We start from the raw sequence: 22,171 nt of genomic DNA, 5'->3' as shown, positions 1-22,171 counted from the left end.
CCGCCCCTTTCTCATCTCAAGCTTGATGTGGAAAATACAGACGGGTAAAGTAGGCGAAACTTCCTTGTTTTGCCCCCAGGACACGTTCCATGATATGAGAGAACGTTTCAACCTTCTTCCGAAGCTCTTCTTCCTCCCATTGAAAAATACCCTGATCCAGTAAAAACTGTGATGATACCAGCAAAAACTCGATCGACTCCTTAGGGCTAGGTGTGTTAAAGACACCTTCCTGAATACCTTGCTCGACTACTTCAGCCAAGATCGGACTTAACCTAATGACCGTCTCCACCAGGCTCTTTTGGTGCATTTCCACATTCTGTACATGGTGCAATTGCTCAATCAGTCCATGCTTTCTATCGTCGGGCTGATTTTGCGCAGTAATAATGCGAAAAATCTTATCATGGGCATTCAATTCTGGATCAGACACTATCCGTCTTGCTGCGGACTCCCCGTTCAGAATGTAACGCATGACGATGGCATTCATCACTTCCTCCTTGGACTGAAAATAATAATAAAACGTACCCTTAGCAATGTTGCAAGCCTGTAGGATATCCATGACCGTCGCTTTGGTATAACCTTTTGTTACGAACAGAATCTCGGCTGCATTCAGTATTTCATTTTGTCGTTCTTCCGGATTTTTAATTAATCTCATATTCTGTCCTCCGATTCACTAGACCGACTGTCGGTCTATTTTAGTCGTGAAGTTCCCAACTTAGAACCCCATTTCAGTTAACCATTGCGAGAGATGACTTTCCCGGTTCTTCAGATCCTGACGTTCTCTTACATACTTGCCGATATTTTTGTCTGCAACCAATTTACCATCCATCATAAACAGAATCCGTTCCGATCTGGCAGCCACTTTGACATCATGCGTAACAAGTAGAATGGTAGTACCTGCAGCATTGATATCCCCGAGAATATCCATGATCTCGTGTGTCGATTTGGAATTCAGCGCCCCTGTGGGCTCATCTCCAAACAGAATATCCGGATTATTGATAAGCGCGCGGCAAATGGCGATCCGCTGGAGCTGTCCTCCCGAGGCTTGCGTGATGTTATGCTGAGTCAGCCCGTCAATTCCCATCTTTTTCATGAGTGACAGTGCACGAGTATTAATTGAATCTCTGCTGCTGTTCTTGGCGAGGTAGGCGGAAAGTACAATGTTGTCGAGCAGATTTAGATTCTTGAGCAGATGAATGTTCTGAAAAATGAAGCCCATCTTGGTCAAGCGCAGACTCGCCAGGTCGCTCTCCTGAAATGCCGATATTTTTTTACCATTGAAATAGACACTGCCCGCACTGATCTGATCCATGCCGCTGATGTTGTACAACAACGTAGACTTGCCTGAACCGGACGGACCCATAATGGATACGAACTCTCCTTTTTGGAGTTGGAGATTGATATCTTTTAGAATGCTATGTTCTTCATTCTCGCCGATGGCTACGGATTTATTCACGTCTCTAGCTTCAAGTATGGTTGTCATCGTTAATCCTCCCTATTCCGCGATCATTTTGGATATGCTAGTTTCCTTGATGGACTGGATGCTGATCCACGCCGTCAGTACGATGGCTCCTGCAAGCAATAAGGGACACAGAATATACGCCTGTACTGGGTCAACAACGAAAGAAATATTGGAAGCACCAAATGTTGACATAATGCTGCTGACGAGCAGCGGCCCGAGTGTGTTGGACAGTATCGTTCCGGCAGCAACCCCGACAATCAATATGACAAGTGACATCACGACATACTTCAGTTTGATCTTGGACAAGGCAAAACCGAGACTTCTTAAAACAGCTATATCGTTATTGTCCTTCGCTACGAGCATCTGAAGGAACAATGAGGTAATGAGTATGGAAATAAATACTCCGATGGCTAAAGCCAACATCGTAACCAATTTCAATTGCTTAATGGTTCCTCCAAGCGTCTGATCCAGGTATCCTTGCAGATCTGTTACTTTGGCTGGCGAGAAGGACATCTCATATTCAGCAATTTTGGCAGCCATTTGACTGCGATCTTTCAGATCAAGGCTGACTACATACCAGAGAACGCTATCCTTGTTATATGGCAACAGAGCTTTCGCCGTTTTCCCTCCGTTAGTAACGTCCTGATAGATGCCACTGACCGTCATCACCTGGTCCCTGCCATTTACCAGCAAGGTAAGCTGTTCTCCTGTCTTCAGCCCGAGCTCGCTGCTGTTCGCATCCGATAGTGCAATTTCGTTTTCGGTTGCCGGCGCATTACCGCTGACATAAGACAATGGGAAAATGCTGAAATCCCCGGTTTCCACACTCAGGTTGTCATAACTACCTTCCGCATTCCGAACCTTGAACTGGCTTGTTACGAGTGGAGAATACGTTTGGATGGCTTCATCATTTTTGATCTGAGTGATCAGGCTGTTATAACGCTGTTCTACATCGTCAGTGTGCCGCAAGTCGATGCGTATATCGCTTTGTCCTACACCCATATAGGAAATAAAGCTTGGTGCCTGCAAGGTGTTGAGAAAATTGATCGGTACTATCATGATAAACGAGCTGATAACAAAGACGAATAATAACAAACGGAACATCTTGATTCGCTGTACGACTTCCTTCAGTCCAAGAAAGACGGGTACGGAAGACCAACGATTACGGGACAGACTGAGGCGATTGCGAATGATTTGTGTATCTCCCAAACTACCAGTTCGCAGTGCCTCCACCGCAGAGATGGAACGAAACCGCCGCAGCACCGTCCGGCAGAACAGAACCACCATGGCAAATATCAATCCGGCAGCGAGTAATGGTACAGCAAAATGCAGTAAGGTTGCAGGTGCCTTTCCCATGTACAACAAGATATTCGACACGAAAAGTCTGTTCACACCCAGAGATGCAACGTAACCGAGCAGGGAAGCCAACCCGGCCATAAATACATACTTCATGAGATACAGCTTCTTAATGTCTTTCTCCGCAATACCAATTGCTTTCATGACACTGATCTCACGATAATCCTCTTCGATGGTAGCCAGCATCGTGAACCGGATACAGAGCATCGCAATCAGAATCAGCACTAGACTGACCAAAATGATAACCGCGGCTATGACTCCGTCAGTCATGGCATTCAGTAACTGGAACAGTCCATACGTCACGACCGGACCGGCATTGGGAAGTCCTGCATTCTGGTAGGCTTGGGTGAATTCTCCGATCTGTACGGGATCCGTCAAGCGAAACTCAATGAGATATTCCATCTCCCCGATACTCTGCTTCAATTCCTCCAGGTTACCTGAACTCACAATAAAACGTTTGGAGTGAACGACGGATGGGTTCATCTGGGCATCCCGGACAAAATCAACAATGGTATAGGAACGTTTAAATTGTCCATTATCAATTCGTACCTGGTCTCCCACGCTTAACTTGTTCTGCTGCATGTAATACACAGGAACAGCAATCTCACCATCGTTCACCTGTACCATTTCACTATTCAAATTCAGCAAGTAGTCGAAATCCTGATTCTGAGTTACAAAATCGATGTCCATTACACTACGTTTCTCGGATTCTGCCCCGAAAAACAGATGAGCGCCGTCAATATTGACCATCTCTACTATCTGATGCTGCTGGGCCATGGGATTTGACTCAGCCCATGAGTTCACTTTGTCCTTATCCAGTTCTCCGGCATGCATTTGTACAAAATGTGGTGTCTTGGATTCAGAGAATAAATATTGAATGGAACTCGTTAGTTCCATAATCATCCGGGAACCCGAGGACACCAGCAAGGCAGCTAGCAGTACAAAAATAAATAATGCAGCCGTGATCCCTTTCTTTCTCGTGATATCATTTTTCAGCATTCGCAGCAGCATAAACCAACATGGCTCCTCTCATTTTCAGTTGCCCTACTCACCTGGAGTCACAACTGATCTAAAAAAAAAGTTGAATCCAAGATGTTAGACGAACTAATACCACAGACTTGGAAATCAAATATATATTCATATGATAAACAGCAGACCCAGCTCCCTTCTTAAAGGTTATTCCCAACCATAGCAATGCTGCTCACAACGGTTTATCTAGCCAGATTATACAACTTACTTTTTATTTGTCAATTAAAACATATTTTTCTATTTAATTGCCTTATGATCATTTGAAAAGTTCAGCTATAAAGTATTTATAGCATTCTGTATATTATCCTTCAGAAGGAAAAGAAACGGGATTTGACAACAGCTTAATTTGTAACTATTATAGTTACAATGGTGGTGATTATCCATGAAACAAATCAGCAGTCGCTTTTCCATGGCGGTTCATGCACTGTCCTTGATCGCTGTTGCTCCCAATGAGTGCACTGGGGATTTTATTGCTTCTAGCGTGAATACGAACCCCGTCATCATCCGGAGGATCATGTCCAAGCTGAAACAGGCTCGTTTGATCGAGGTCAGACCTGGCGTCGGCGGCGCTTCCTTATTAAAGGACCCGGCAGACATTACCCTGCTGGATGTATATCGGGCACTTGAAGTGGCCCAGGATGGGGAGTTATTTAATTTCCATAAACATCCGAACCCGAATTGTCCGGTGGGCAGCACGATCGAACGTACCTTGCGCGCCGAACTTATTGAGGCTCAGACAGCCATGGAACAGCGCTTGAATCGCGTAACGATACAGCAGATGATGGATCAGGTTCATGTCCCTGAATAAAAGAAGCTCTTGTGAGCTTTTTTTAACCCTTTGGTTGTAATCACACCTGTTATAACCAACTGGATACATCCGTTCTTTTTTTCAAAAATACTTAAACCATTGGAGGAACATCTCATGAAAATTTTGGTTACTGGCGCAACAGGACACTTGGGTTCACTGGTCGTAGAAGCTTTATTAAAAAAAGTATCTGCCGCGGATCTGGCAGTAAGTGTACGCAACACTGAGAAAGCAGAAGCACTGCGTGCTCAAGGTGTCGACATCCGTCAAGGTGATTTTGATCAACCGGATACCCTTGCCAAAGCTTTTGCCGGCGTGGATCGTCTGCTGCTCATCTCCACAGATGGCGACAATGAAACACGTATTCGCCAACATCAAGCTGCCGTGGATGCTGCCAAAAGTGCAGGAGTCGGCTTCATTGCTTACACCAGCGTGGTGAATGCAGATAAGAACACCCTTTCCTTGGCTGAAGTACACCGCGCCACAGAAAAGGCGATTCGCGAGTCTGGTATTCCTTATTCCTTCCTGCGCAACAACTGGTACCTGGAGAATGAAGCAGGCAGCGTACAAGCAGCTGCCCAAGGTGCTCCATGGGTGCATGCAACCAACGCAAGTCAAGTAGGCTGGGCTACTCGCAGTGATTATGCGCATGCTGCTGCTGCAGTGCTTACAGGTGAGGGACATGAGAATTCGGTATACGAATTGTCTGGTAAACTTCGTACCCAAGCTGAACTTGCGGCCATCGTTGGGGAAGTGCTCGGACAGGAAATTAACGTGCAAAACGTGGACGATGCTGCTTACGCCGACATCATGAAGGGTGCAGGTCTGCCTGACTTTGTTGTCTCCATGCTGGTCGATATGCAAAGTGCTATTCGTGAAGGCGCACTCGCTGTAGAAAGTGATACATTGGAACAATTGCTCGGCCGTCCAGCTCAACCATTGAGTGAGGGTGTTAAAGCGATTTTGGGCAAATAAGTTTTGAGTACGGGAGCTGTTCAGATCTGAGTTCTCTCCGTGTATAAATTTAGAAGAGGAAACTATGGAAATCAAAAAGGGACACATCAACGAATGTTGGATGTGTCCCTTTTGGTGCAGCGACGATCTATACAACGATATAGAAGTTGATCGGCTCACCATGCACCAAACCAGTCCGATTACGACTGCAATTCAATGTATGTACCGTCTCCATGACCGTTACATTGATCAATGCTGGATATAGCTAGCAGGAATGTGATCGGCGAGCCAGATATTCTCGTTCCCATGGTAAAAGAGGATACCGTCTTTGGCTGCCTGTGAGGCATTAATTTTCAGGATCACAGGCTGATCATCACGTCTACGTCCCACCTGAGTGGCGGTATCCATATCTGCGGACAGATGTACATATTGTCGCTGCCGCGGCAGCAACCCCTGCTCCATAATCGAAGCCACTGCACGTGCTGGCGTGCCATGATAGAGTATTTCCGGTGGATCGGCAGGTATTTTGGATATCTTTTGCGGAGTTGAGTGACCATATAATGCCCGGATGCGACCAGAACGGATCTCGTGTCTCTTCTTATCCGAGGCCTGAATCATTTGCTCCAGATCGGCTTCCGTAACTTCCTTCCACTGCGGACTTTCATGTAACGCCACGAGCAATTGCGGAATCTCTACCCAGCCCTCTTCGTCCAGCTCCAGTTCGTACTCCCATGGGGCATGTCGCAGAGCGTACGAGAGCTCTTTGCTTAATTTCATCAGATCCATTGCGATCATCTCCCCAATCCACTAACGCGCATCTATTTCTCCGGTTGTACCGCAGTCAAAATCTCCTGAATGTTGCGGGCAAGTCCTTCATCGTCTTCCTGGTTGAATTGGCGGTGACCATCAATGCCGCGATGAATAATCGTGTTCATGACAGGATGTGCCTCCCGGTCCGAAGCCACCCGAATCAGGTCATCGGCAAAATCCACCGCTTGCTGCTCACTATAGTTAAACGGCTTAATCAGCATCCGGATGCTAAGTGCATGAGCCTGCGACTCTCCGAGCTGATCCCGATGGGTAATACCGTATACAGCGCCAAAACCAAATGCCGCAATCACCTGACGCTCCAGCTCCGTTGTTTGTTCCAAAGGTGTGCCAATCAGTTCGCAAATTCTGCTCACCATCTGCTCCAGTTCTGTGGCAGCCGCTGCCAGAATTACGTCATTAATATCATCCGCGTTAATAAAATCAGTCATATTGTAGTTCTCCATTTCTCAGCCATATTTGAATGCAAATCTCTCAGACTCTCTGACCACATTGTATCGGAGATACAGTGCTCGTTTCAAATCACCTACATATCGACTCTTCTTTTACTCTAATATTACCCTTATATAAGTAAAGTGGCTTGCGATTTAAAACGATTTTTGGCGAGCCCAAGTGCCTTATCCTTTTCACCATGATTCATATAGTACTGAAACAATATTTCTTCATACCGTTCGGCGAGATACTGGGAACCGAGTTCACGATAATAAGGAAGAATCCGCTTTTCTATCATTTCATAATACGCGTTCTCTTCCCCTTGTAAAATGACACACTGGAGTTCCAGTTCCATATAACTTGCGTCTTCAACAAGTTTAGAGTTATGCAATGCATCCAGAGACATATCCAATAGCTTGTTTGCAGGAATGAGATTACCCAGTCTATTCGATTCTATGTAATTATTGAGTACCATCAGGTACAACGGTTGCTTCTCAGGAATGATAGCAAGAGCTTGCCTATACCAATGGGCAGCATCCTCATATTGCTTTCGCCGATTATATTCATAGCCAAGATTGTTCAGCAGCTTTGCTTTTCGGTCAGGAAGCCCACAATCATCACAAATCCGAATGAGATTCTCATATCTGCGTTTCGTCTCAGGAAAATCATGATACTCGCGTGAATTGAGTTGAACCAGCATAATGGTTTCGGTATCAATGATCCGCACCATATTGAGTGTTTTCCGAAAATGCTGGATAGCCTTCTCAGCGTAATAGTAAGACGTAATATTCGAATATATCGAGTGATATGCCAGCGACAAATGATAAAAGTATTCATGATTCGTATATTTGGACTGATTGATTGAAGTTAATGTCTGGATTGATTTGGTATAATGTCCTGTAAGGAAGTAGTAAATCCCCATCACATGGTGATAAAAATAATGCTCGTACGAATGCTCCGATTCATCCGGAATCTCGACTTCGGCTATAAGTCTCTCTGCTTCATCGATATTATTCATAAACAAGTAAAATCGGATCTGCAGCAAGTCATAGGATAGACGCAGGTCTGGTATGCCTTTTAACGGTTCTTCTTCCAACTTGTCTTTTAGCCGAATAGCTTCAGCTGTTCTCTGCATAATAATGGCCTCTTGCCATGAATCCAGAATATCGTTCATTTGATGATATCTTGCTGCTTCCCTTGTCATATCAATATGCAGTCGGTCACAGAGCATGTCCATAATTTCCTGTGAGTACTCTGTCATTCCCCGTTCAATTTTGCTCAGATGTGTGACTGAACAGATCCCTTTCACCAGTTCTCCCTGAGTTCGTCTGTTTTTCTCCCGGTAAAATTTAATAATCTTCCCTTCAATCATCACTACACCTCTTTTTGTCCATCGTTTTATTCCTAATTATAGGGATCGAATGTGGACACTACCAGTTATATGTTGGACCCTGGCGTACTTGGGAAGAGAACTTCGGAGAACAACAAGATGCAGTCATGACAAAATAAGAGGTCCCCCCTAATGCTGGAGGAACCTCTTATACTTGTACTATTATTTCAACAACGAAAGTAAATTGTAAACCGTTTGGGCCGTTTCGGCACGTGTAGCATTATTTTTGGGTTTAAATTCCCCATCCGCAGAACCTTTCATTACACCGAGTTCGGAAGCTTTGGCAACAGCTTCTTTTGCCCAAGATGCAATGTTTGCTTCATCCGTATAACCGGCATCAGCCGATTTGGTAGGGTTTGATTGGGTTTGGTATTCGTATGCTCTCATCATGAGCACTGCCATTTCTTCTCGTGAAATGGTTTGGGTCGGAGCAAACTTATCATTCGCTATTCCCTGAACCAAACCTGCTTGATATGCAGCAGCCACGCTATCCACATACCAGGCATCCTTGCTTACATCACCAAATGGTAATTCATTACCTTTCGCCTCTAAACCAAGGGTTCTTACGACTAAGGCGGCGAATTCGGCACGAGTCGTTTGACCTTGTGGATCAAACGTAGTCTCTGTTTTACCTGTCAGCACATGTTTCGCCGAAAGAGATTTGATTGCTTCACTTGCCCAATGCGTTGGTGACACGTCTACGAAGGATTTATCGTAAGCGAACAGTGCATAGGTGCCCAAATGAGACACTTTGGATGTGACGGTACCCTGTTGTGGTTCTACAACCCCACCGACATAGTTCCAGTTATTCGCAGATGAATGTTCATTGTACATTCCAATAAGATTGCCGTTCAGATCCTTGTTGTAATGGAGTGCCAGCGTAATATCTTCCGGGAATGTGGATAAGGATAACTTCTCACTTAACACCTCCAGGTAAAGTTCAATTTCGTAAGCAGCACCTGCGGTTGTCCACGTAAGACCTTGTTTTGCCTCAGGAGCTTTCGCATCTTTTTTCTTTATATCCAGTATGATTTTGCCATCAGCCGCACCAGGGCCTCCTTTAGTTTGCAGCTGTTTCAATACTCCAGAAGGAATGGTGAGCGATAGTACACCTTTCTGAGAAAGTGTGAGTAAATTCGTATCTAACAAGTCTCCAGCATTGACAGGCAGCTCAATCTTCTTACCAACCGTGATATCCACATTCACTGTACCGTTTGTTGCAGCCTTCAGATCCTTCTCCGTGATGACTTGATTTGTACCAGTTTCTGGTTGTGGCATTGGCGCAGGTGCAGGAGCAGGGGATGTCGATGATCCACCGCCATTTCCCGAACCGCCACCGTTATTACCAGAGCCACCATTGTTCATTTCCTGAATTTTATTGAGGTAATACCCTAAGTCTTTGTCCCCTATTTGCAAGACAGGCTCCTTGGTAGAATAGTTAGCGGTCATTCCAAAGTTATTCGTAATATAATTCACTTCGGCGTCTCCTACATAACCATCCTGGTCAATATCAGCGATTTCATCCGAAGTATGATAATGTTTCGTTACAAGCTCCATGTCATAGATATCGATGGCTCCATCCCCATTAATATCTCCAGCATACGTAAAGTCAGACGAATTCATTTGATTGATGCCATAATATTCGCCATCAATCGTCTTGCTCAGAACCACTGCCAGCTTGGAAGGTAAATGACCCGGAACTCGTGTGTAGATGGTCGTCATTTCTCCTGTTGCGGGAATCCCATCGATAAGGAACTCACCATAATTTTGCACAGTCCCCTCATATTTCTCACCGGAAGCCGTCTCGGCATAAACTTCAATGCCCATTGCCGAATAGTCATTTGCAAAATCCAGATACTCTCCATCGACCATAAAAGCTTCCGGACGTACAAAACCATATGTTCTTGAAGATTTGGAGATTACTTCATAGCTGTCTGTGTTAAACGCGGTTAATGCCAATTTCTCTTCGTTCTCTTTCATGCCAACAGTCGTGTATTTCACTTCAAGAAATGGTACGTCGCTTTTCTTAAAATAGAATTCATCCTTCGGTACATCAAAGACAACATGGAACAAATCAAGATCCCCTGTGATTCCTTCAAAGGACCCACCTGAGATGGATGCCTCAAAGCTGATTTCTCTTTGGTCCACTACAGGATCACTTAATTTCACTTCAGCACCTGTGGCAACCAATAATGCCTGCAGCTCAGGCGTTGGCTCAACCCGGTTAAATTGTTTATAGTCATACATCGATTCCAGGGTAAACGAAATACCGTTTAACTTCCTCACATTGTTCAATTGAATGGTCTGGGTAATCGTATCACCTTTACGCACTTCGTCTTTGTCATATTTGCTGGTCACATAAGGTTTGCCTTCAGATATAAACCCATAGCGATGGTCCTTAACAGGATTTGCCGCTGTACCCACATCCAATCCAAAGAGTCGAAGTTCGTAACCATTGTCATATTCTTCTTTGGTAATACCAAATGATATGTTTCCTTCTTTGGAAACAGGCAAATCACCGGAATAGAAGGGACTGCCATTCTCATAGAAAATGACACGATTGGAAGATTGATCATAAGCGGTGATCCCATTATCAACAAAGGTTTGGACGGTTGAATCGATAGCTGTGCCATCATACCAGACGCCCTGTCCACCTTCCCTTTCCGTCAGCATACTATCATTGAGTTCGTATACGCCAGACTCTATACCCAAATCAATCTCAGGTGCTGTATTGTCCACAACTACCAAAGTTTCATATAAATACTGCTTCGAGTCCGAATCCGTTCCAATGAATTCAAGTGTGTAGCTGCCCTCAGGGACAAATCGTGCGATGCTGGAGATCTCCCCATTTTCAATCGGAAATGCATAACCTCTAAACACATTCAGGATCAGATATTCCACTCCCGGGAGCATGGACTGCGAATTCAAGGTACCTACAAACCCGATGTCCTCGCCGGTTTCGCGATCCTTCAGCAATACATCCACAGAATCAATGGGACTGCCCAAAAGAATGGTACTCAGTGTCATCCGGTTCAGAAACTGATGGAATGGGGTATCGTTTGTAACGGATGGAGGAATCATCTCCACCGAAGTGATGCCCTTTTCGCTAATACGGATGGAGAATGGAATCTGAATATGATCCGCCGCATCTCCCGTATCCAAATATACATATCCTTCATAACGGCCGCTCGGCGTGTTCTGTGGTATATCCACTGAAACAGTCATCTCTTCCGTACTTCCACCATTTACAGTAATGGATTCTGGAACATGAACATTTAAATTCATATCGTTTAACAGCTTCATGGAAGTGTTATACGTTTTGGCACGGTCCCCTTTATTCTCTATCTTAACTGTCCGGCTGTCCGATACGATTCCCTGGCCGTTTTCTTCCAAATATGCACTATCAAATACGATGGAACCTGTAATTTCATCAATCAGGATGGATTCGTCATTCGAAAAGTGAATCGTTTGATCCTGAACTTTGGCAAATACGGATGTGTGGGCTGCCCGGTAAGGATCTACACGACCTGCACCTACCTCATATACGGAATAATTGCCATTCAAATCGACAGCTGTATTCATAAGAGCAGTCTTCACATCAAAAGGTGTATATTCTTCATGTGCCTGGAGCATAAGTGCAGCAATACCCGCCATATGCGGCGTTGCCATGGAAGTACCCGAAATTCGTGCATAGGCAATATTATAATTCTCACCCGTATGATCATTCACAAATACAGGATAGGTTGAAAAAACAGCTACGCCCGGGGCTACGAGATCAGGTTTAATATCATCATTCACGGCGGCTGGACCTCGGGAACTGAAATCTGCCAGTTTATTTCCTTCCGTAACGGTTTGGCCTGCTGCGCCAAAGGTGACCGTCACGCCATTCAACTCTTTTAGTTTTTCTCCAAGCTCTCTCATCATTTGGAATGTAGGAATATACCCGTTCATTTCACCCAAATAATTGGGGATTGTTCCTTCAACATTATTATAAATGATTGCTGCTGCCGCGCCTGCCTTTCTTGCATTGACGATCTTGGCATCGAGTGCAATATCACCCCGAGCGATTAGGGCCACTTTGCCTTGTACATCAATACCTTCAAAATCAAAAGCATTACCAAGCCCTGCATAAACAAGTTCGTAGGTTTTGCCTTCAAGCGTGGTCAGATCGTCAGTAAAATCTTTACCAAACAGAGGTAATTCCTCAGTATAAGTTGAATCAGGCGCTTCTTCTCCTGGTGCTGGTACTTCTTCTTCTACTGCAGGTATTTCTTCTGCTGCTGGTGGTGCTTCTACATCTGCTTCAGGTGCATCTTCTGCTGCTGGTGAAGTTTCTACTGGTGTCTCCTCTTCTGTTGCCGATGCTTCTACATCTGCTGCAGATGGTTCGTCTGCTGCTGGTGGCGCTTCTTCTTCTGTAGCATGCATGTCTTCTCCCACTGGCACTTCTTCTTCTGCAGCAGGCGCTTCTGTTTCAGCTGTATTTCCGCCTGCCTCTCCCGCACCTGGATCGCTGTACACATCCATAGTCACGGTAGCCGTAGGAAGGGTTAACGGAACATCGGATGCACCAATCGTAATGGCCAGCGCGCTGGCTCCAGGAGTACCTAACGTACCTTCATTGGGTCCATCGTTACCTGCCGCAACCATACTTACCACGCCCTGCAGCATAGCATTATTCAGTGCAATGGAGGCTGGATCCAATGGATCATTCGTTGCAGCTCCGAGAGAGAGATTGATCACATCCAGTTCATCTTCAATGGCCTTGTCTATCCCGGCAATAATGCCACTCATCTCACCACTTCCACCAGGTCCAAGTACACGGTACACATATAAGTCTACGTCTGGAGCAACACCTTTTACAGCGTACCCCACTTCATTTTTGGCCTGACCAGCGATGGTTCCCGATACGTGTGTTCCATGGGAAGTATAATAATCTTCTGCTAATACACCCTGTTCCTTATAACCGGAATTTTCCCAATCTTCATAAGTCGTCTCCATCGGGTCAGCATCGTTATCGACAAAGTCCCAACCTTTAACCGTCGCCGGATCCACTTGCTTTGGATCTTCACCTGAATGAGCGCGATACCCTTTATATGCCCCTGTTAAATCCGGATGATTATAATCAATCCCTGTGTCCAGTACACCGACCTTAATTCCCTTACCTGTAATGCCCTCTTTATGAAGTTTATCGATGCCGAGATAAGGTACACTATCAGCCATTCGAGGCTGCATTCCACCCCCCACGACAAATTCACTTTGCGTGTCTGTCTCTGGTAGATCCAGAGCCACTTCCTGATCAGCCCACACTTTTTTGACTACCCCGGATTTCATCAAATCGTCTATGGCTACGCCAGGGATGGTTAGCGCAACACCATTTAGTGCGGTTTCATACTCCTGAGTGATTTGGATCGCGGCAGCATCATAAGATAGCCCTCTCTTCTGCTGCAGAGACTTAATGTGCTGCTTGAATTGCTGGTGATTTTGTTTTACTTTGCTCGTAGCCGTAAGCTCTGACATCTTCTCATTGTTTAGTGCAGCTCGTTTTAAGGCAACTGCAGCGGGTTCGCTTTTGAATTGGACAATCACGTTTACCAAATCGCTACTTTTCGTATTCACCTTGGCGTCTATAATTTCTCCATCCATAACCTGAAGCTGGTTTAGAGCTTGTCTTTCTTCCTTCGTCAGAGATTGCAGAATGGACTTAGCACTTTCACTCTTCTCGAGAGCGCCATAGGCAGGGGCTGCATAAGCAGGCATGGAAAACATAGAAGATAACAAGACTCCTGCTGCTATAAAACCGGATAACAATCGGGCTGATTTTCGTTTCATTTCATACCTCCTGCAGTTTCCTATTAGATTAGGATTATCGTATTCCGCAGCGTATGGAATGTAAATTGGGGTAATTGAGTATGTTAATAGATTGAGTCACTCTGATAACCTTCGGAAAAATTTACTTATATATAGACCGAATTATCTAATTTAGAGACTTTATTTTACAAACCCAGGCTGACACCCTAATATTTGCAACTTCTTTTAGCAAACAAGTATCTCTAGACCTAAAAACACTTTCGAAAATGAAGAGTATTTTGAATGGGAATTTACTTTTTATGCTAATTTCTTATTGCGTTCAATATAAAACTTCTGAAAAAAAGCGTAAAAAAGCTCACATCACCATCCCTGTCAGAATGATATATGTGAGCTTCTTTGACTTGATATATCCAATTTATTCCATCATAATAATTTTAATAGTGAAAAACAAGCCAGGTCTCCCTTTTCACAAGAGGTCTGGCTTCATTTTGTTCTTTCGTTTTAGTCTAAGCATGAAGATTGGGTTGCAAAAGAGGCGTAAGCTTACGCCGTCTCATGCTTTTTACCCGGTTCCAGATCATAAACCTGAGTATGTTCATTCTCTGCCAATGTCCATTCCAACGTGCCTGGTTTGCGTATTTTCCACATCAAGGCTTGGACGCGCAAAGACCTTCTGACCCAAGCAAGCGAAGCGCAGCGCTTCTCGGAGCGGACAGTCAGACCCCAATGAATGACACGAGCCAGCCATGGATTTACATACGTGTTGTGGCTGCGAACGGATGGTAACTCATCCTGGAACAGACGTTGTTTCACGTCCATCGGGGGCTGTCCGCATGTCCAATAATGAAGGAGAGCTGACAGGCTATAGATGTCTGACATCGGTCCCTGACTGGATTTCTCGGAATAAAATTCAAGCGGCGAATATCCCGCAGATGTAAAGATTGCCTGTTTATCTCCAGATTGTGTGGGCCAGCGAGCAGCGGAACCGAAATCCAGCAGCATAGGTGTCCCGTCCTCCATAATCATAATGTTGGAAGGTTTCACATCCCGGTGAAGAATCCCCTGTTTATGAATGTAGTCCAGGGTGTCCACCAGAGGAAGCAAAGTACCCTGAATAAATGCTGGATCCAGTGCATGGTCATTTTCGTTCAAATACTCATTCAAGGTAATCCCGCTGCAGTATTCCGTAATCAGGTACCCTGTATCATTCTCTTCAAAATGATCGATGTATGTAATGATATGGGGATGGCTGAGGTCAGACAACAATTCACCTTCCATCAAAAAGGCAGCAAGCAGTTCCTGATATTGCCCGCCAAAGCCGCGCGAAGAGCAGTACACTCCCCGCTTATCGGATTGACGCGAAGCCAGCCGTTGTGGAAAAAATTCCTTAATCGCTACCTTCGCCCCTGTATTTTTGTCTCTTCCTGCATACACAATAGCCAGCTCGCTGCTGGCGAGTACCTGTCTTACCTGATATGTATCGTTTAGAATGACATTGCGCTGCAGTGCCATTTTGTAATTGTCTTTTCTCATAACAGACCCTCTTTTCAACCTTGTTGATCGGAAGACTTGCCGCATGTTGCACCATTCCGTTCCAATCAGCAGGCGTTTCATCGCCAACAATATATTTAAACCAAATGGTGCAATTCGAAACATAGTCATGCGGGAACATTCATTAAAACAATCCTCTAATGATATGTTATCGACAGATGGGGCGGTTTATTTTATTAAACTGGAAAAACACTTCACTCCGCCCCGTCCCTGCAGCCTATTCGTAGTTCTTCTGTAAAAACTGGCGAATTTCCTCGTTCATCTGAATGAGCACGTCTTGAGACGGAAAATGACCCGTGTCGTATTTGACGGCTTGTACATTCGGAATAATTTTCTGAGCTCGTTCAATGACCTTGTCCCCAGGGAAAAAGACATCTTTCTCTCCGACCAGCAGCAGCGTTGGCGACGTATAATTGACCAGCTCTTCCCGCTCCGTAAGCTTCGGATTATCCTGCTCCATGCTGACGTATTTGAAGATTTTGCCCATAATGTTTTTATCCATTTCCTTCATGCAGTTGCATGACATGGTGCCTGTAATTTTTTGCAAAGAAGATGGAGAAGAAGTCATCCGATATTTCACAAGTGGAAGAACGATATCCTGAGCTGTTTTAAATTTCGAACCGACAGCCAGTCCAGCAGGCGATACCAAGACGGAACATGCAATACGCTCCGGAATGTACGTAGCCAGTCTAAGGATAATTCCACCGCCAAACGAAGGCCCGATAAACGCACTTTTTTCAAACTTGTAATGGTCCAGCAAATCGGAAACCCACAAGGCCATACTATCAAACCTCGCCGAGATTCGTGTCTCTTCACTGTAACCGGGGTGACCGATCGTATCAGGAGCAATAATCCGGTAATCCTTGAATAAGGAAGAGAACCATGACAACGTCATCGGATTCACACAGTTTCCGCCCTGGAGAATAAATAAAGGCTTACCGTCCTCTGGACCCGTCAGCAATACATGCGTTTGTCCAAACCTAGTCTCCACGTATTCCCGTGTAATGCCTTCGCCCAGATTCTCAAGATAGGCTTCATAATCCTCAAGAATACTGCTCTTGCCTTCTTCACTTCTATAAATGGAACTCATGTCTGCCTCCTGCAATGTGTACTCTCCCCCATAACTTTACAATAAAGGGATCGACCAAAAAGATAAAGAGGGCCTGCAGATGACAGGCTCCTCCATATGTGTAACTTCTCATATTCAGATGATTATAGAATGGAAACTGGAAATTGTAAATATCGTTTCTAATAGACTTCATATAATGTAACACACGTTTAGGATCTTTGCTTATTTGCGCCCATAATCCGCCTTGATTTCGCCCCACTGTTTCGTCTGCCATTTCAGCACTTTGTTGCTATACGTATTCGTACGCAGCCATTGCTCCGCACGGTCAATCATCAGCCAAATCTCTTCTGTAGAGGTATCCCGAGCCAGTGTGGTGGATACCTTTTTTTGCTTCAGCCATTTCATGGCATTTACGGAGTCGGTATACACGGTCTTGCTGCTGCCTTCTTTTTTGAGATGCGCCAAGGCATGTACAATAGCCAGAAATTCACCCAGGTTGTTCGTGCCTTTGGAGATCGGTCCGACGGAGAAAATAATTTCCCCTGTGCGAGTGTCTACCCCTTTATATTCCACGGGTCCCGGATTTCCGCGCGTACCTACGTCAACGGAGATGCTGTCGTAGTCCACTTCTTCCGAAGTTTCCATACCTGCGCTTCTCCCGCTGCTGACGGACTTGGTCTTGGAAGAACTAACTGATCCGCTTGCACCTGTCCCCCAGTTTCCCTTCCATCCGGCACGGTAAGCCTCTTCGGCTGCGGCCTTGGTTTCATACGATTTATATTTTGCCCCGGTAAAATGATCTGTCTGCGCTTTGCATTCCGCCCACGTGCTGTATACGCCTGGCTGCTTGCCAGCCCACACGACATAGTATTTTTGTTTCGCCATCAATACCCGCTCCTTCGTTTGCTGCATTCAATACCCTATTGTAAACGAAAGGAAGGAGGGAATGAAAGCATTGGATAGGGATTGTTCAGTTCACGGACGCGGCCTTACCTCCATCTCTGCAGCATGTCTAAAGCTACGACCAGAAGCTTTCTTTCGTTATGTTTGATTTCGTGCTCAATTACTTGTTGGCATCTAAGTATTTGTTCGTCGGATAGCCTATCCTTTAATTGCTCCAACAGCATGAATGACTGTGCGCATACATCCAGACTGGTATCACCAATAGATGGAATGATGTGCTCTATATGTAGTATGTAATCCAGGTTTTCAAGAGCGTATAACAGCGTCCCCCTGCTTCCCACTGTTCTGGGGTCCATTATCGCTTGAATTAATGGCTCGACCGCTCGCTCATCTCCAAGATCGGATAATGCGATGGCCGTTTGGTTTCGTAGTACATTGTTTTCTGTAGTTTCCAGAAGCTTGATCAGAAAATGAATTTTAGAGATATCCTTGTTCTCACCAATATGCGTTATTCGTTGTAAAGCTTCTTCCGTATCTTCTTGAGAAAGAATTTCTTGTTTTATATTCGTATGCATCGTAAGCTGTATCACTCCTCGTTTGTTAGCAGAAAGGAACTACCTTAATAACATCGGTTATTTTCCTTATTTGGAACGTAGTATAATGGTCCTTTTGTTTTTGGGACTATTTTCCTCAACGTGAGCAGGTATGCAACTTACTTGAATAATGAGAGTTATATTATTTGCTTGTCTGCGTCTTATGCTGGACATCGAGTCATCCCTTCGCACAATGGTTTCGAAATCTCCTTGACTTTAGTTTGATACCAAACTATATTGGAGTTATGAAAACAAGAGACGCTATATCACTCATATCCAAAATTAAAGAGAGTTCCAACCGTTTTATCGTATCCGAGATGACCAAGCATGGAGTTCAGGATATTGCCACTTCGCATGGCGATATTATCTATGCTCTGTATCACAGACCTAAAATGACCATGGCCGAGATCGCCAAAAAAATTGGCAAAGACAAATCTACCGTCACAGCGCTTGTCGACAAGCTGGTCCGTATGGGATACGTCATCAAGGAGAGGAGCCACGAGGATACCCGTGTAGTTCATGTTGCCCTAACGCCTAAAGGCGAGGATCTAAAGCCCATTTTTGAGGAGATTTCCCAGAGCCTGCTGAATGCCTTTTACGCGGATATCACAGAAACAGAGAAAGAGGAACTGCTGCGGATACTGATGAAAATTCACAGCAACTTCTAAATTTTTTTGGATAAATAGTTTGATATAAAACTAAATGTTTGGAGGATTTACACATGACAGACTATACCAAATCCCTGCCTGATCATACCGTAAAGTACATTGGGGAACAGGACTTATATCTGGAAATATTTAAGGGAGATGACATTCAAGGGATAGGCGAAAACAGGCCCCCACTATTATTCGTTCACGGTGCCTATACAGGCAGCTGGATGTGGAGCAAATACATCCCTCATTTCATCCATGAAGGCTGGACCTGTTATGTCATGAATCTGAGAAGTCACTACAAGAGCAGAGTGCAGGACATGACCCGGGTGACCTTCGAAGATTACCTGGAGGATATTCAGGAAGTCATCGCCGAGTGCGGCGAGCCGCCTATCCTCATCGGATTCAGCATGGGTGGCATTCTTAGTCAAAAGCTTGCAGAAAGCTCTCCCCTGCGAGGGTTGATCGTGATCGATTCCAGTCTAAGCCAGGAAGTTCTTCGCACCGTGCCATATGAAGCGGAACCAATAACGCCTGGCCTCATCGTTCCTGCACCCGTTCGCGATGAACTGACCAGCATAGATGAGTCGGAAGAGGACATTGCTTTTCAACGCAAGTACTTGGCCATGGAATCGTCGCAAGCATTTAGCACATTCTCCGCGGCCTTCGGCGCTGGAGAGGGTGTATCCATTAACGGTGAGTCCATTACATGCCCCAGTTTGGTCATCAAGGCCGTATCCAGTGATGAAGAGGAGCTACGAGGCAAGCTGACCGCTAAGCAGCTTCACGCGGAATACGCCGGACTGTGGCACACGACACATACCGGTTTGCTTGTGGGTCAGCGATATATGGAAGCTGTTGAGATTATTCTGGAGTGGTTACGGAGAAAGAGTGAGCTCTCCAGTTAACCTTGGCTAGAATCGATTAATGGTTGATTATTATAGCAGGCTGTTCCCGTAACCGCGTCCCAAGAGCGTTCTCCGGGACTTCACTTCATTCTGGGGGCAGCCTCATCACGGATGCGTATCATCATTGGAAATCCCGCACTAGTGATTATGTATATGATTTGGATAATAAACACAAAAGTTTCTCTTTTACATCCGTCCATTCATTGTCTATGATGCTGTAAAAAATATTATCATGAATCGAGCCGTCTGCCTTTATTCTGTGCTTACGGAATACGCCTTCCTTCTTGGCTCCGATTCGTTCAATTGCTCGTTGCGATCGAACATTTTGTCCGCTTACGGAGAACTGCACCCGCATTAAATTCAGTTCTTCAAAGCAATATTGCAGCAAAAGATATTTGCACTCCGTGTTTACTCCCGTCCGCCAATAGTCAGGTGCAAGCCAGGTCCATCCAATCTCTGCATTTCGGTTACCCATGTCAAGATCGCCAATTCGGGTAGTTCCGATGATCGCTCCTGTCGCTTGATCCATAATGGTGAAGGGGATCTGTGATCCATTCTTTTTATTCTCCAGTGCAAGCGTCAGTACTTGATCGAGTTCTTCAGGTGTATGGATCGTTCGCCAGGTGAATTCCCACACTTCTGGAGTGAATAAGACACGAATCAATTCCGCCTTGTGGCTGTTTTCCATCGGAACAAGAGTTACCTTTTTCCCTTCCAGAACAACATCTTTTTCTTGCATGATAACTGTCCACCTCCGTCTGGTTTTATATAAAACATACTATAGATAAATGAGCTGTGAGTATAGACTCCTCGAGGTGCAAAACGTAATCATTTTTACAGGGCAGCCGGAAGTGCTTCTGCATCCGATTCAATTTAGAAATACGTTATAACTTCATTCAGATGAGAAATGGTCACTTTAAAACATCAAAACCGCCCATCAATGATGGACGGTTTTCGTTTGTTTTGTTACTTTTTTCTGAGTATAAGGTATCTCATCCGCATTTAAACCATTAGCGCGTTAACCTTGCGTTGTGGTTGCACTTCTTTTTTTGAACAGATAGATCCCCGCCATGAGGATAAACCACACCGGCGTGACAAACAGCGCCACTCGTGTATCTTCGGCCAGTGCCAGAACAACGAGTACAAACGCCAGAAAAGCCAAAATCAGATAGTTCGAAAATGGATAGAGCGGCAGTTTGAACCGACTCCGACTAGCGAGTTCCGGCTGGGTACGGCGGTATTTCAGGTGACAGATCACCATGATCCCCCAGACAAAGATAAAGCACACGGTCGAAACACTTGTAATCAGTGTAAATACGCCCTCAGGCATCACATAATTCAGAATAATCGCAACCAGGATGACCAGTGTGGAGAAAAACAGCGCATTGGAAGGCACCTTTCGGCCATTCAGGCGGGCAAGCGACTCCGGTGCATTCCGATCCTTGGCCATGGAGAAGACCATACGGCTTGTACTGAAAATGGCACTGTTGCACGCCGAAGCTGCGGATGTCAGCACCACGAAATTCACAATGCCGGCGGCTGTCGCAATACCTACGGCTGCAAACACCTGCACAAAGGGACTTTCACTCGGTACTATCGCGTTCCATGGGTAGATGCTCATAATAATCAGCAGTGCACCAACATAAAAGAGCAGCACACGGATGGGAATCTGGTTAATGGCTTTGGGAATGACCTTCTCCGGGTTCTCTGTTTCCCCCGCTGTCAGTCCGACCAGTTCCATACCTACAAAAGCGAACACCACCATCTGGAACGAAATGATGAATCCATGCATGCCATTCGGGAACCATCCCCCATGACTCCACAGATTGGTAAAGCTTGCGGTCCCCTGATCTGTAGTAAAACCTTTAAATATCATATATAAACCGACAACAATAAGGGCCAGAATGGCGAGTACTTTAATTAAAGCGAACCAAAACTCCATTTCACCAAACAGCTTCACCGTTGCCAGATTCATGATTAATAAAATGACCAATGCAATTAAACCAGGCATCCATTGCGGTACATTCGGAAACCAGAACTGCGTATACATGCCGACAGCGGTAATGTCCGCCATAGCGATGGAAATCCAGCAGAACCAGTAGGTCCAGCCTGTAATAAACGCCGCCATATTTCCCAGGTAATCACGCACGAAATCCACAAAGGAGTGATACTGCAGGTTGCTTAACAACAGTTCCCCCAATGCACGCATGATCAAAAACAAAACCGCACCTGTGATGATATACGCCAACAGTATCGACGGTCCTGTCAGTTGAATCGTCTTGCCCGCTCCTAGAAAGAGGCCTGTCCCAATCGCACCTCCAATCGCCATAAGCTGGACATGCCTGTTCTTTAATCCTCGTGTTAATGTCTCTTCCTGCATGGTAAACCACCACTCTCTTTCTGCACATGCTCTCTACGTTGCTGAAACTTGTA

General features: G+C 45.2%; 17 protein-coding genes. 4 read left to right on the top strand and 13 right to left on the bottom strand.

The window, feature by feature from the left end:
- Nucleotides 1-16: 16 nt before the first annotated feature.
- Genes AAIH57_RS16850 through AAIH57_RS16840 form a run of 3 tightly spaced genes read right to left on the bottom strand, consistent with a single transcriptional unit; the run spans nt 17 to nt 3,826 of the window.
- Nucleotides 17-652 carry a TetR/AcrR family transcriptional regulator gene (locus AAIH57_RS16850; RefSeq protein ID WP_430022461.1) on the bottom strand — a complete coding sequence of 212 codons (636 nt, stop codon included), beginning with the start codon at nt 650-652 and terminating at the stop codon, nt 17-19.
- 60 nt (nt 653-712) lie between these two features.
- A complete protein-coding gene (locus AAIH57_RS16845) occupies nt 713-1,480 on the bottom strand; it encodes an ABC transporter ATP-binding protein (protein WP_430022460.1) in 768 nt (255 codons plus the stop codon).
- Between the two features lie 12 nt (nt 1,481-1,492).
- Nucleotides 1,493-3,826 (bottom strand): ABC transporter permease, encoded by a 2,334-nt coding sequence (locus tag AAIH57_RS16840; RefSeq protein ID WP_430022459.1) that lies wholly within the window; start codon nt 3,824-3,826, stop codon nt 1,493-1,495.
- Between the two features lie 400 nt (nt 3,827-4,226).
- Between AAIH57_RS16840 and AAIH57_RS16835 the strand changes: the two genes are divergently transcribed.
- Both AAIH57_RS16835 and AAIH57_RS16830 read left to right on the top strand, forming a co-directional pair.
- A complete protein-coding gene (locus AAIH57_RS16835; protein ID WP_430022458.1) occupies nt 4,227-4,652 on the top strand; it encodes an Rrf2 family transcriptional regulator in 426 nt (141 codons plus the stop codon).
- Between the two features lie 114 nt (nt 4,653-4,766).
- Nucleotides 4,767-5,624, top strand: a complete 858-nt coding sequence (locus tag AAIH57_RS16830; RefSeq protein ID WP_430022457.1) for an SDR family oxidoreductase — start codon at nt 4,767-4,769, stop codon at nt 5,622-5,624.
- Nucleotides 5,625-5,852: 228 nt separating this feature from the next.
- On the opposite strand, the gene AAIH57_RS16825 is transcribed toward AAIH57_RS16830, so the two are convergent.
- The 8 genes from AAIH57_RS16825 to AAIH57_RS16790 all read right to left on the bottom strand — a co-directional run bounded on the left by AAIH57_RS16825 (nt 5,853) and on the right by AAIH57_RS16790 (nt 18,162).
- Complete coding sequence (locus tag AAIH57_RS16825) at nt 5,853-6,389, bottom strand: RNA 2'-phosphotransferase (RefSeq protein WP_430022456.1); 537 nt, start codon at nt 6,387-6,389, stop codon at nt 5,853-5,855.
- Nucleotides 6,390-6,421: 32 nt separating this feature from the next.
- Complete coding sequence (imm48, locus tag AAIH57_RS16820) at nt 6,422-6,862, bottom strand: Imm48 family immunity protein (protein ID WP_175397426.1); 441 nt, start codon at nt 6,860-6,862, stop codon at nt 6,422-6,424.
- Nucleotides 6,863-6,993: 131 nt separating this feature from the next.
- Entirely contained in the window at nt 6,994-8,235 is a 1,242-nt protein-coding gene (locus AAIH57_RS16815) for a helix-turn-helix domain-containing protein (RefSeq protein ID WP_430022455.1), read from the bottom strand.
- 180 nt (nt 8,236-8,415) lie between these two features.
- Complete coding sequence (locus tag AAIH57_RS16810; RefSeq protein ID WP_430022454.1) at nt 8,416-14,085, bottom strand: S8 family serine peptidase; 5,670 nt, start codon at nt 14,083-14,085, stop codon at nt 8,416-8,418.
- 522 nt (nt 14,086-14,607) lie between these two features.
- Nucleotides 14,608-15,597, bottom strand: a complete 990-nt coding sequence (locus AAIH57_RS16805; RefSeq protein ID WP_175397424.1) for a serine/threonine protein kinase — start codon at nt 15,595-15,597, stop codon at nt 14,608-14,610.
- A gap of 235 nt (nt 15,598-15,832) precedes the next feature.
- Complete coding sequence (locus AAIH57_RS16800) at nt 15,833-16,705, bottom strand: alpha/beta fold hydrolase (protein ID WP_430022453.1); 873 nt, start codon at nt 16,703-16,705, stop codon at nt 15,833-15,835.
- 201 nt (nt 16,706-16,906) lie between these two features.
- A complete protein-coding gene (gene rnhA / locus AAIH57_RS16795) occupies nt 16,907-17,569 on the bottom strand; it encodes a ribonuclease H (RefSeq protein WP_430022452.1) in 663 nt (220 codons plus the stop codon).
- A gap of 104 nt (nt 17,570-17,673) precedes the next feature.
- Complete coding sequence (locus AAIH57_RS16790; protein ID WP_430022451.1) at nt 17,674-18,162, bottom strand: HEAT repeat domain-containing protein; 489 nt, start codon at nt 18,160-18,162, stop codon at nt 17,674-17,676.
- Nucleotides 18,163-18,425: 263 nt separating this feature from the next.
- Between AAIH57_RS16790 and AAIH57_RS16785 the strand changes: the two genes are divergently transcribed.
- Nucleotides 18,426-18,848, top strand: a complete 423-nt coding sequence (locus AAIH57_RS16785) for a MarR family winged helix-turn-helix transcriptional regulator (RefSeq protein WP_430022450.1) — start codon at nt 18,426-18,428, stop codon at nt 18,846-18,848.
- A 53-nt stretch (nt 18,849-18,901) separates the two neighbouring features.
- Nucleotides 18,902-19,738: an alpha/beta fold hydrolase gene (locus tag AAIH57_RS16780; RefSeq protein ID WP_430022449.1), complete on the top strand. Its 837-nt coding sequence runs from the start codon at nt 18,902-18,904 to the stop codon at nt 19,736-19,738.
- A 145-nt stretch (nt 19,739-19,883) separates the two neighbouring features.
- Here AAIH57_RS16780 and AAIH57_RS16775 read toward each other — a convergent pair whose 3' ends face one another.
- Both AAIH57_RS16775 and AAIH57_RS16770 read right to left on the bottom strand, forming a co-directional pair.
- Nucleotides 19,884-20,477, bottom strand: a complete 594-nt coding sequence (locus AAIH57_RS16775; RefSeq protein WP_430022448.1) for a GNAT family N-acetyltransferase — start codon at nt 20,475-20,477, stop codon at nt 19,884-19,886.
- Nucleotides 20,478-20,756: 279 nt separating this feature from the next.
- Nucleotides 20,757-22,118: an amino acid permease gene (locus AAIH57_RS16770; RefSeq protein ID WP_430022447.1), complete on the bottom strand. Its 1,362-nt coding sequence runs from the start codon at nt 22,116-22,118 to the stop codon at nt 20,757-20,759.
- Nucleotides 22,119-22,171: the final 53 nt, after the last annotated feature.

Origin of the sequence: Paenibacillus sp. MABNR03 (assembly GCF_050455445.1) — a bacterium.
Taxonomy (GTDB): Bacteria; Bacillota; Bacilli; order Paenibacillales; family Paenibacillaceae; genus Paenibacillus; species Paenibacillus xylanilyticus.
The sequence above is the reverse complement of the archived record's forward strand: the minus strand, read 5'-3'. Positions and strand labels throughout refer to the sequence as shown.

Bases quoted from the DNA above. Each gene is read 5' to 3' on its own strand.
- AAIH57_RS16770 (WP_430022447.1), bottom strand. From the start codon at position 22,118: ATGCAGGAAGAGACATTAACACGAGGATTAAAGAACAGGCATGTCCAG.
- AAIH57_RS16780 (WP_430022449.1), top strand. From the start codon at position 18,902: ATGACAGACTATACCAAATCCCTGCCTGATCATACCGTAAAGTACATT.
- AAIH57_RS16850 (WP_430022461.1), bottom strand. From the start codon at position 652: ATGAGATTAATTAAAAATCCGGAAGAACGACAAAATGAAATACTGAAT.
- AAIH57_RS16810 (WP_430022454.1), bottom strand. From the start codon at position 14,085: ATGAAACGAAAATCAGCCCGATTGTTATCCGGTTTTATAGCAGCAGGA.
- AAIH57_RS16800 (WP_430022453.1), bottom strand. From the start codon at position 16,705: ATGAGTTCCATTTATAGAAGTGAAGAAGGCAAGAGCAGTATTCTTGAG.
- AAIH57_RS16815 (WP_430022455.1), bottom strand. From the start codon at position 8,235: ATGATTGAAGGGAAGATTATTAAATTTTACCGGGAGAAAAACAGACGA.
- AAIH57_RS16830 (WP_430022457.1), top strand. From the start codon at position 4,767: ATGAAAATTTTGGTTACTGGCGCAACAGGACACTTGGGTTCACTGGTC.
- AAIH57_RS16775 (WP_430022448.1), bottom strand. From the start codon at position 20,477: ATGCAAGAAAAAGATGTTGTTCTGGAAGGGAAAAAGGTAACTCTTGTT.
- AAIH57_RS16825 (WP_430022456.1), bottom strand. From the start codon at position 6,389: ATGGATCTGATGAAATTAAGCAAAGAGCTCTCGTACGCTCTGCGACAT.
- AAIH57_RS16790 (WP_430022451.1), bottom strand. From the start codon at position 18,162: ATGCATACGAATATAAAACAAGAAATTCTTTCTCAAGAAGATACGGAA.
- AAIH57_RS16835 (WP_430022458.1), top strand. From the start codon at position 4,227: ATGAAACAAATCAGCAGTCGCTTTTCCATGGCGGTTCATGCACTGTCC.
- AAIH57_RS16785 (WP_430022450.1), top strand. From the start codon at position 18,426: ATGAAAACAAGAGACGCTATATCACTCATATCCAAAATTAAAGAGAGT.
- AAIH57_RS16805 (WP_175397424.1), bottom strand. From the start codon at position 15,597: ATGAGAAAAGACAATTACAAAATGGCACTGCAGCGCAATGTCATTCTA.
- AAIH57_RS16845 (WP_430022460.1), bottom strand. From the start codon at position 1,480: ATGACAACCATACTTGAAGCTAGAGACGTGAATAAATCCGTAGCCATC.
- AAIH57_RS16840 (WP_430022459.1), bottom strand. From the start codon at position 3,826: ATGCTGCTGCGAATGCTGAAAAATGATATCACGAGAAAGAAAGGGATC.
- rnhA (WP_430022452.1), bottom strand. From the start codon at position 17,569: ATGGCGAAACAAAAATACTATGTCGTGTGGGCTGGCAAGCAGCCAGGC.
- imm48 (WP_175397426.1), bottom strand. From the start codon at position 6,862: ATGACTGATTTTATTAACGCGGATGATATTAATGACGTAATTCTGGCA.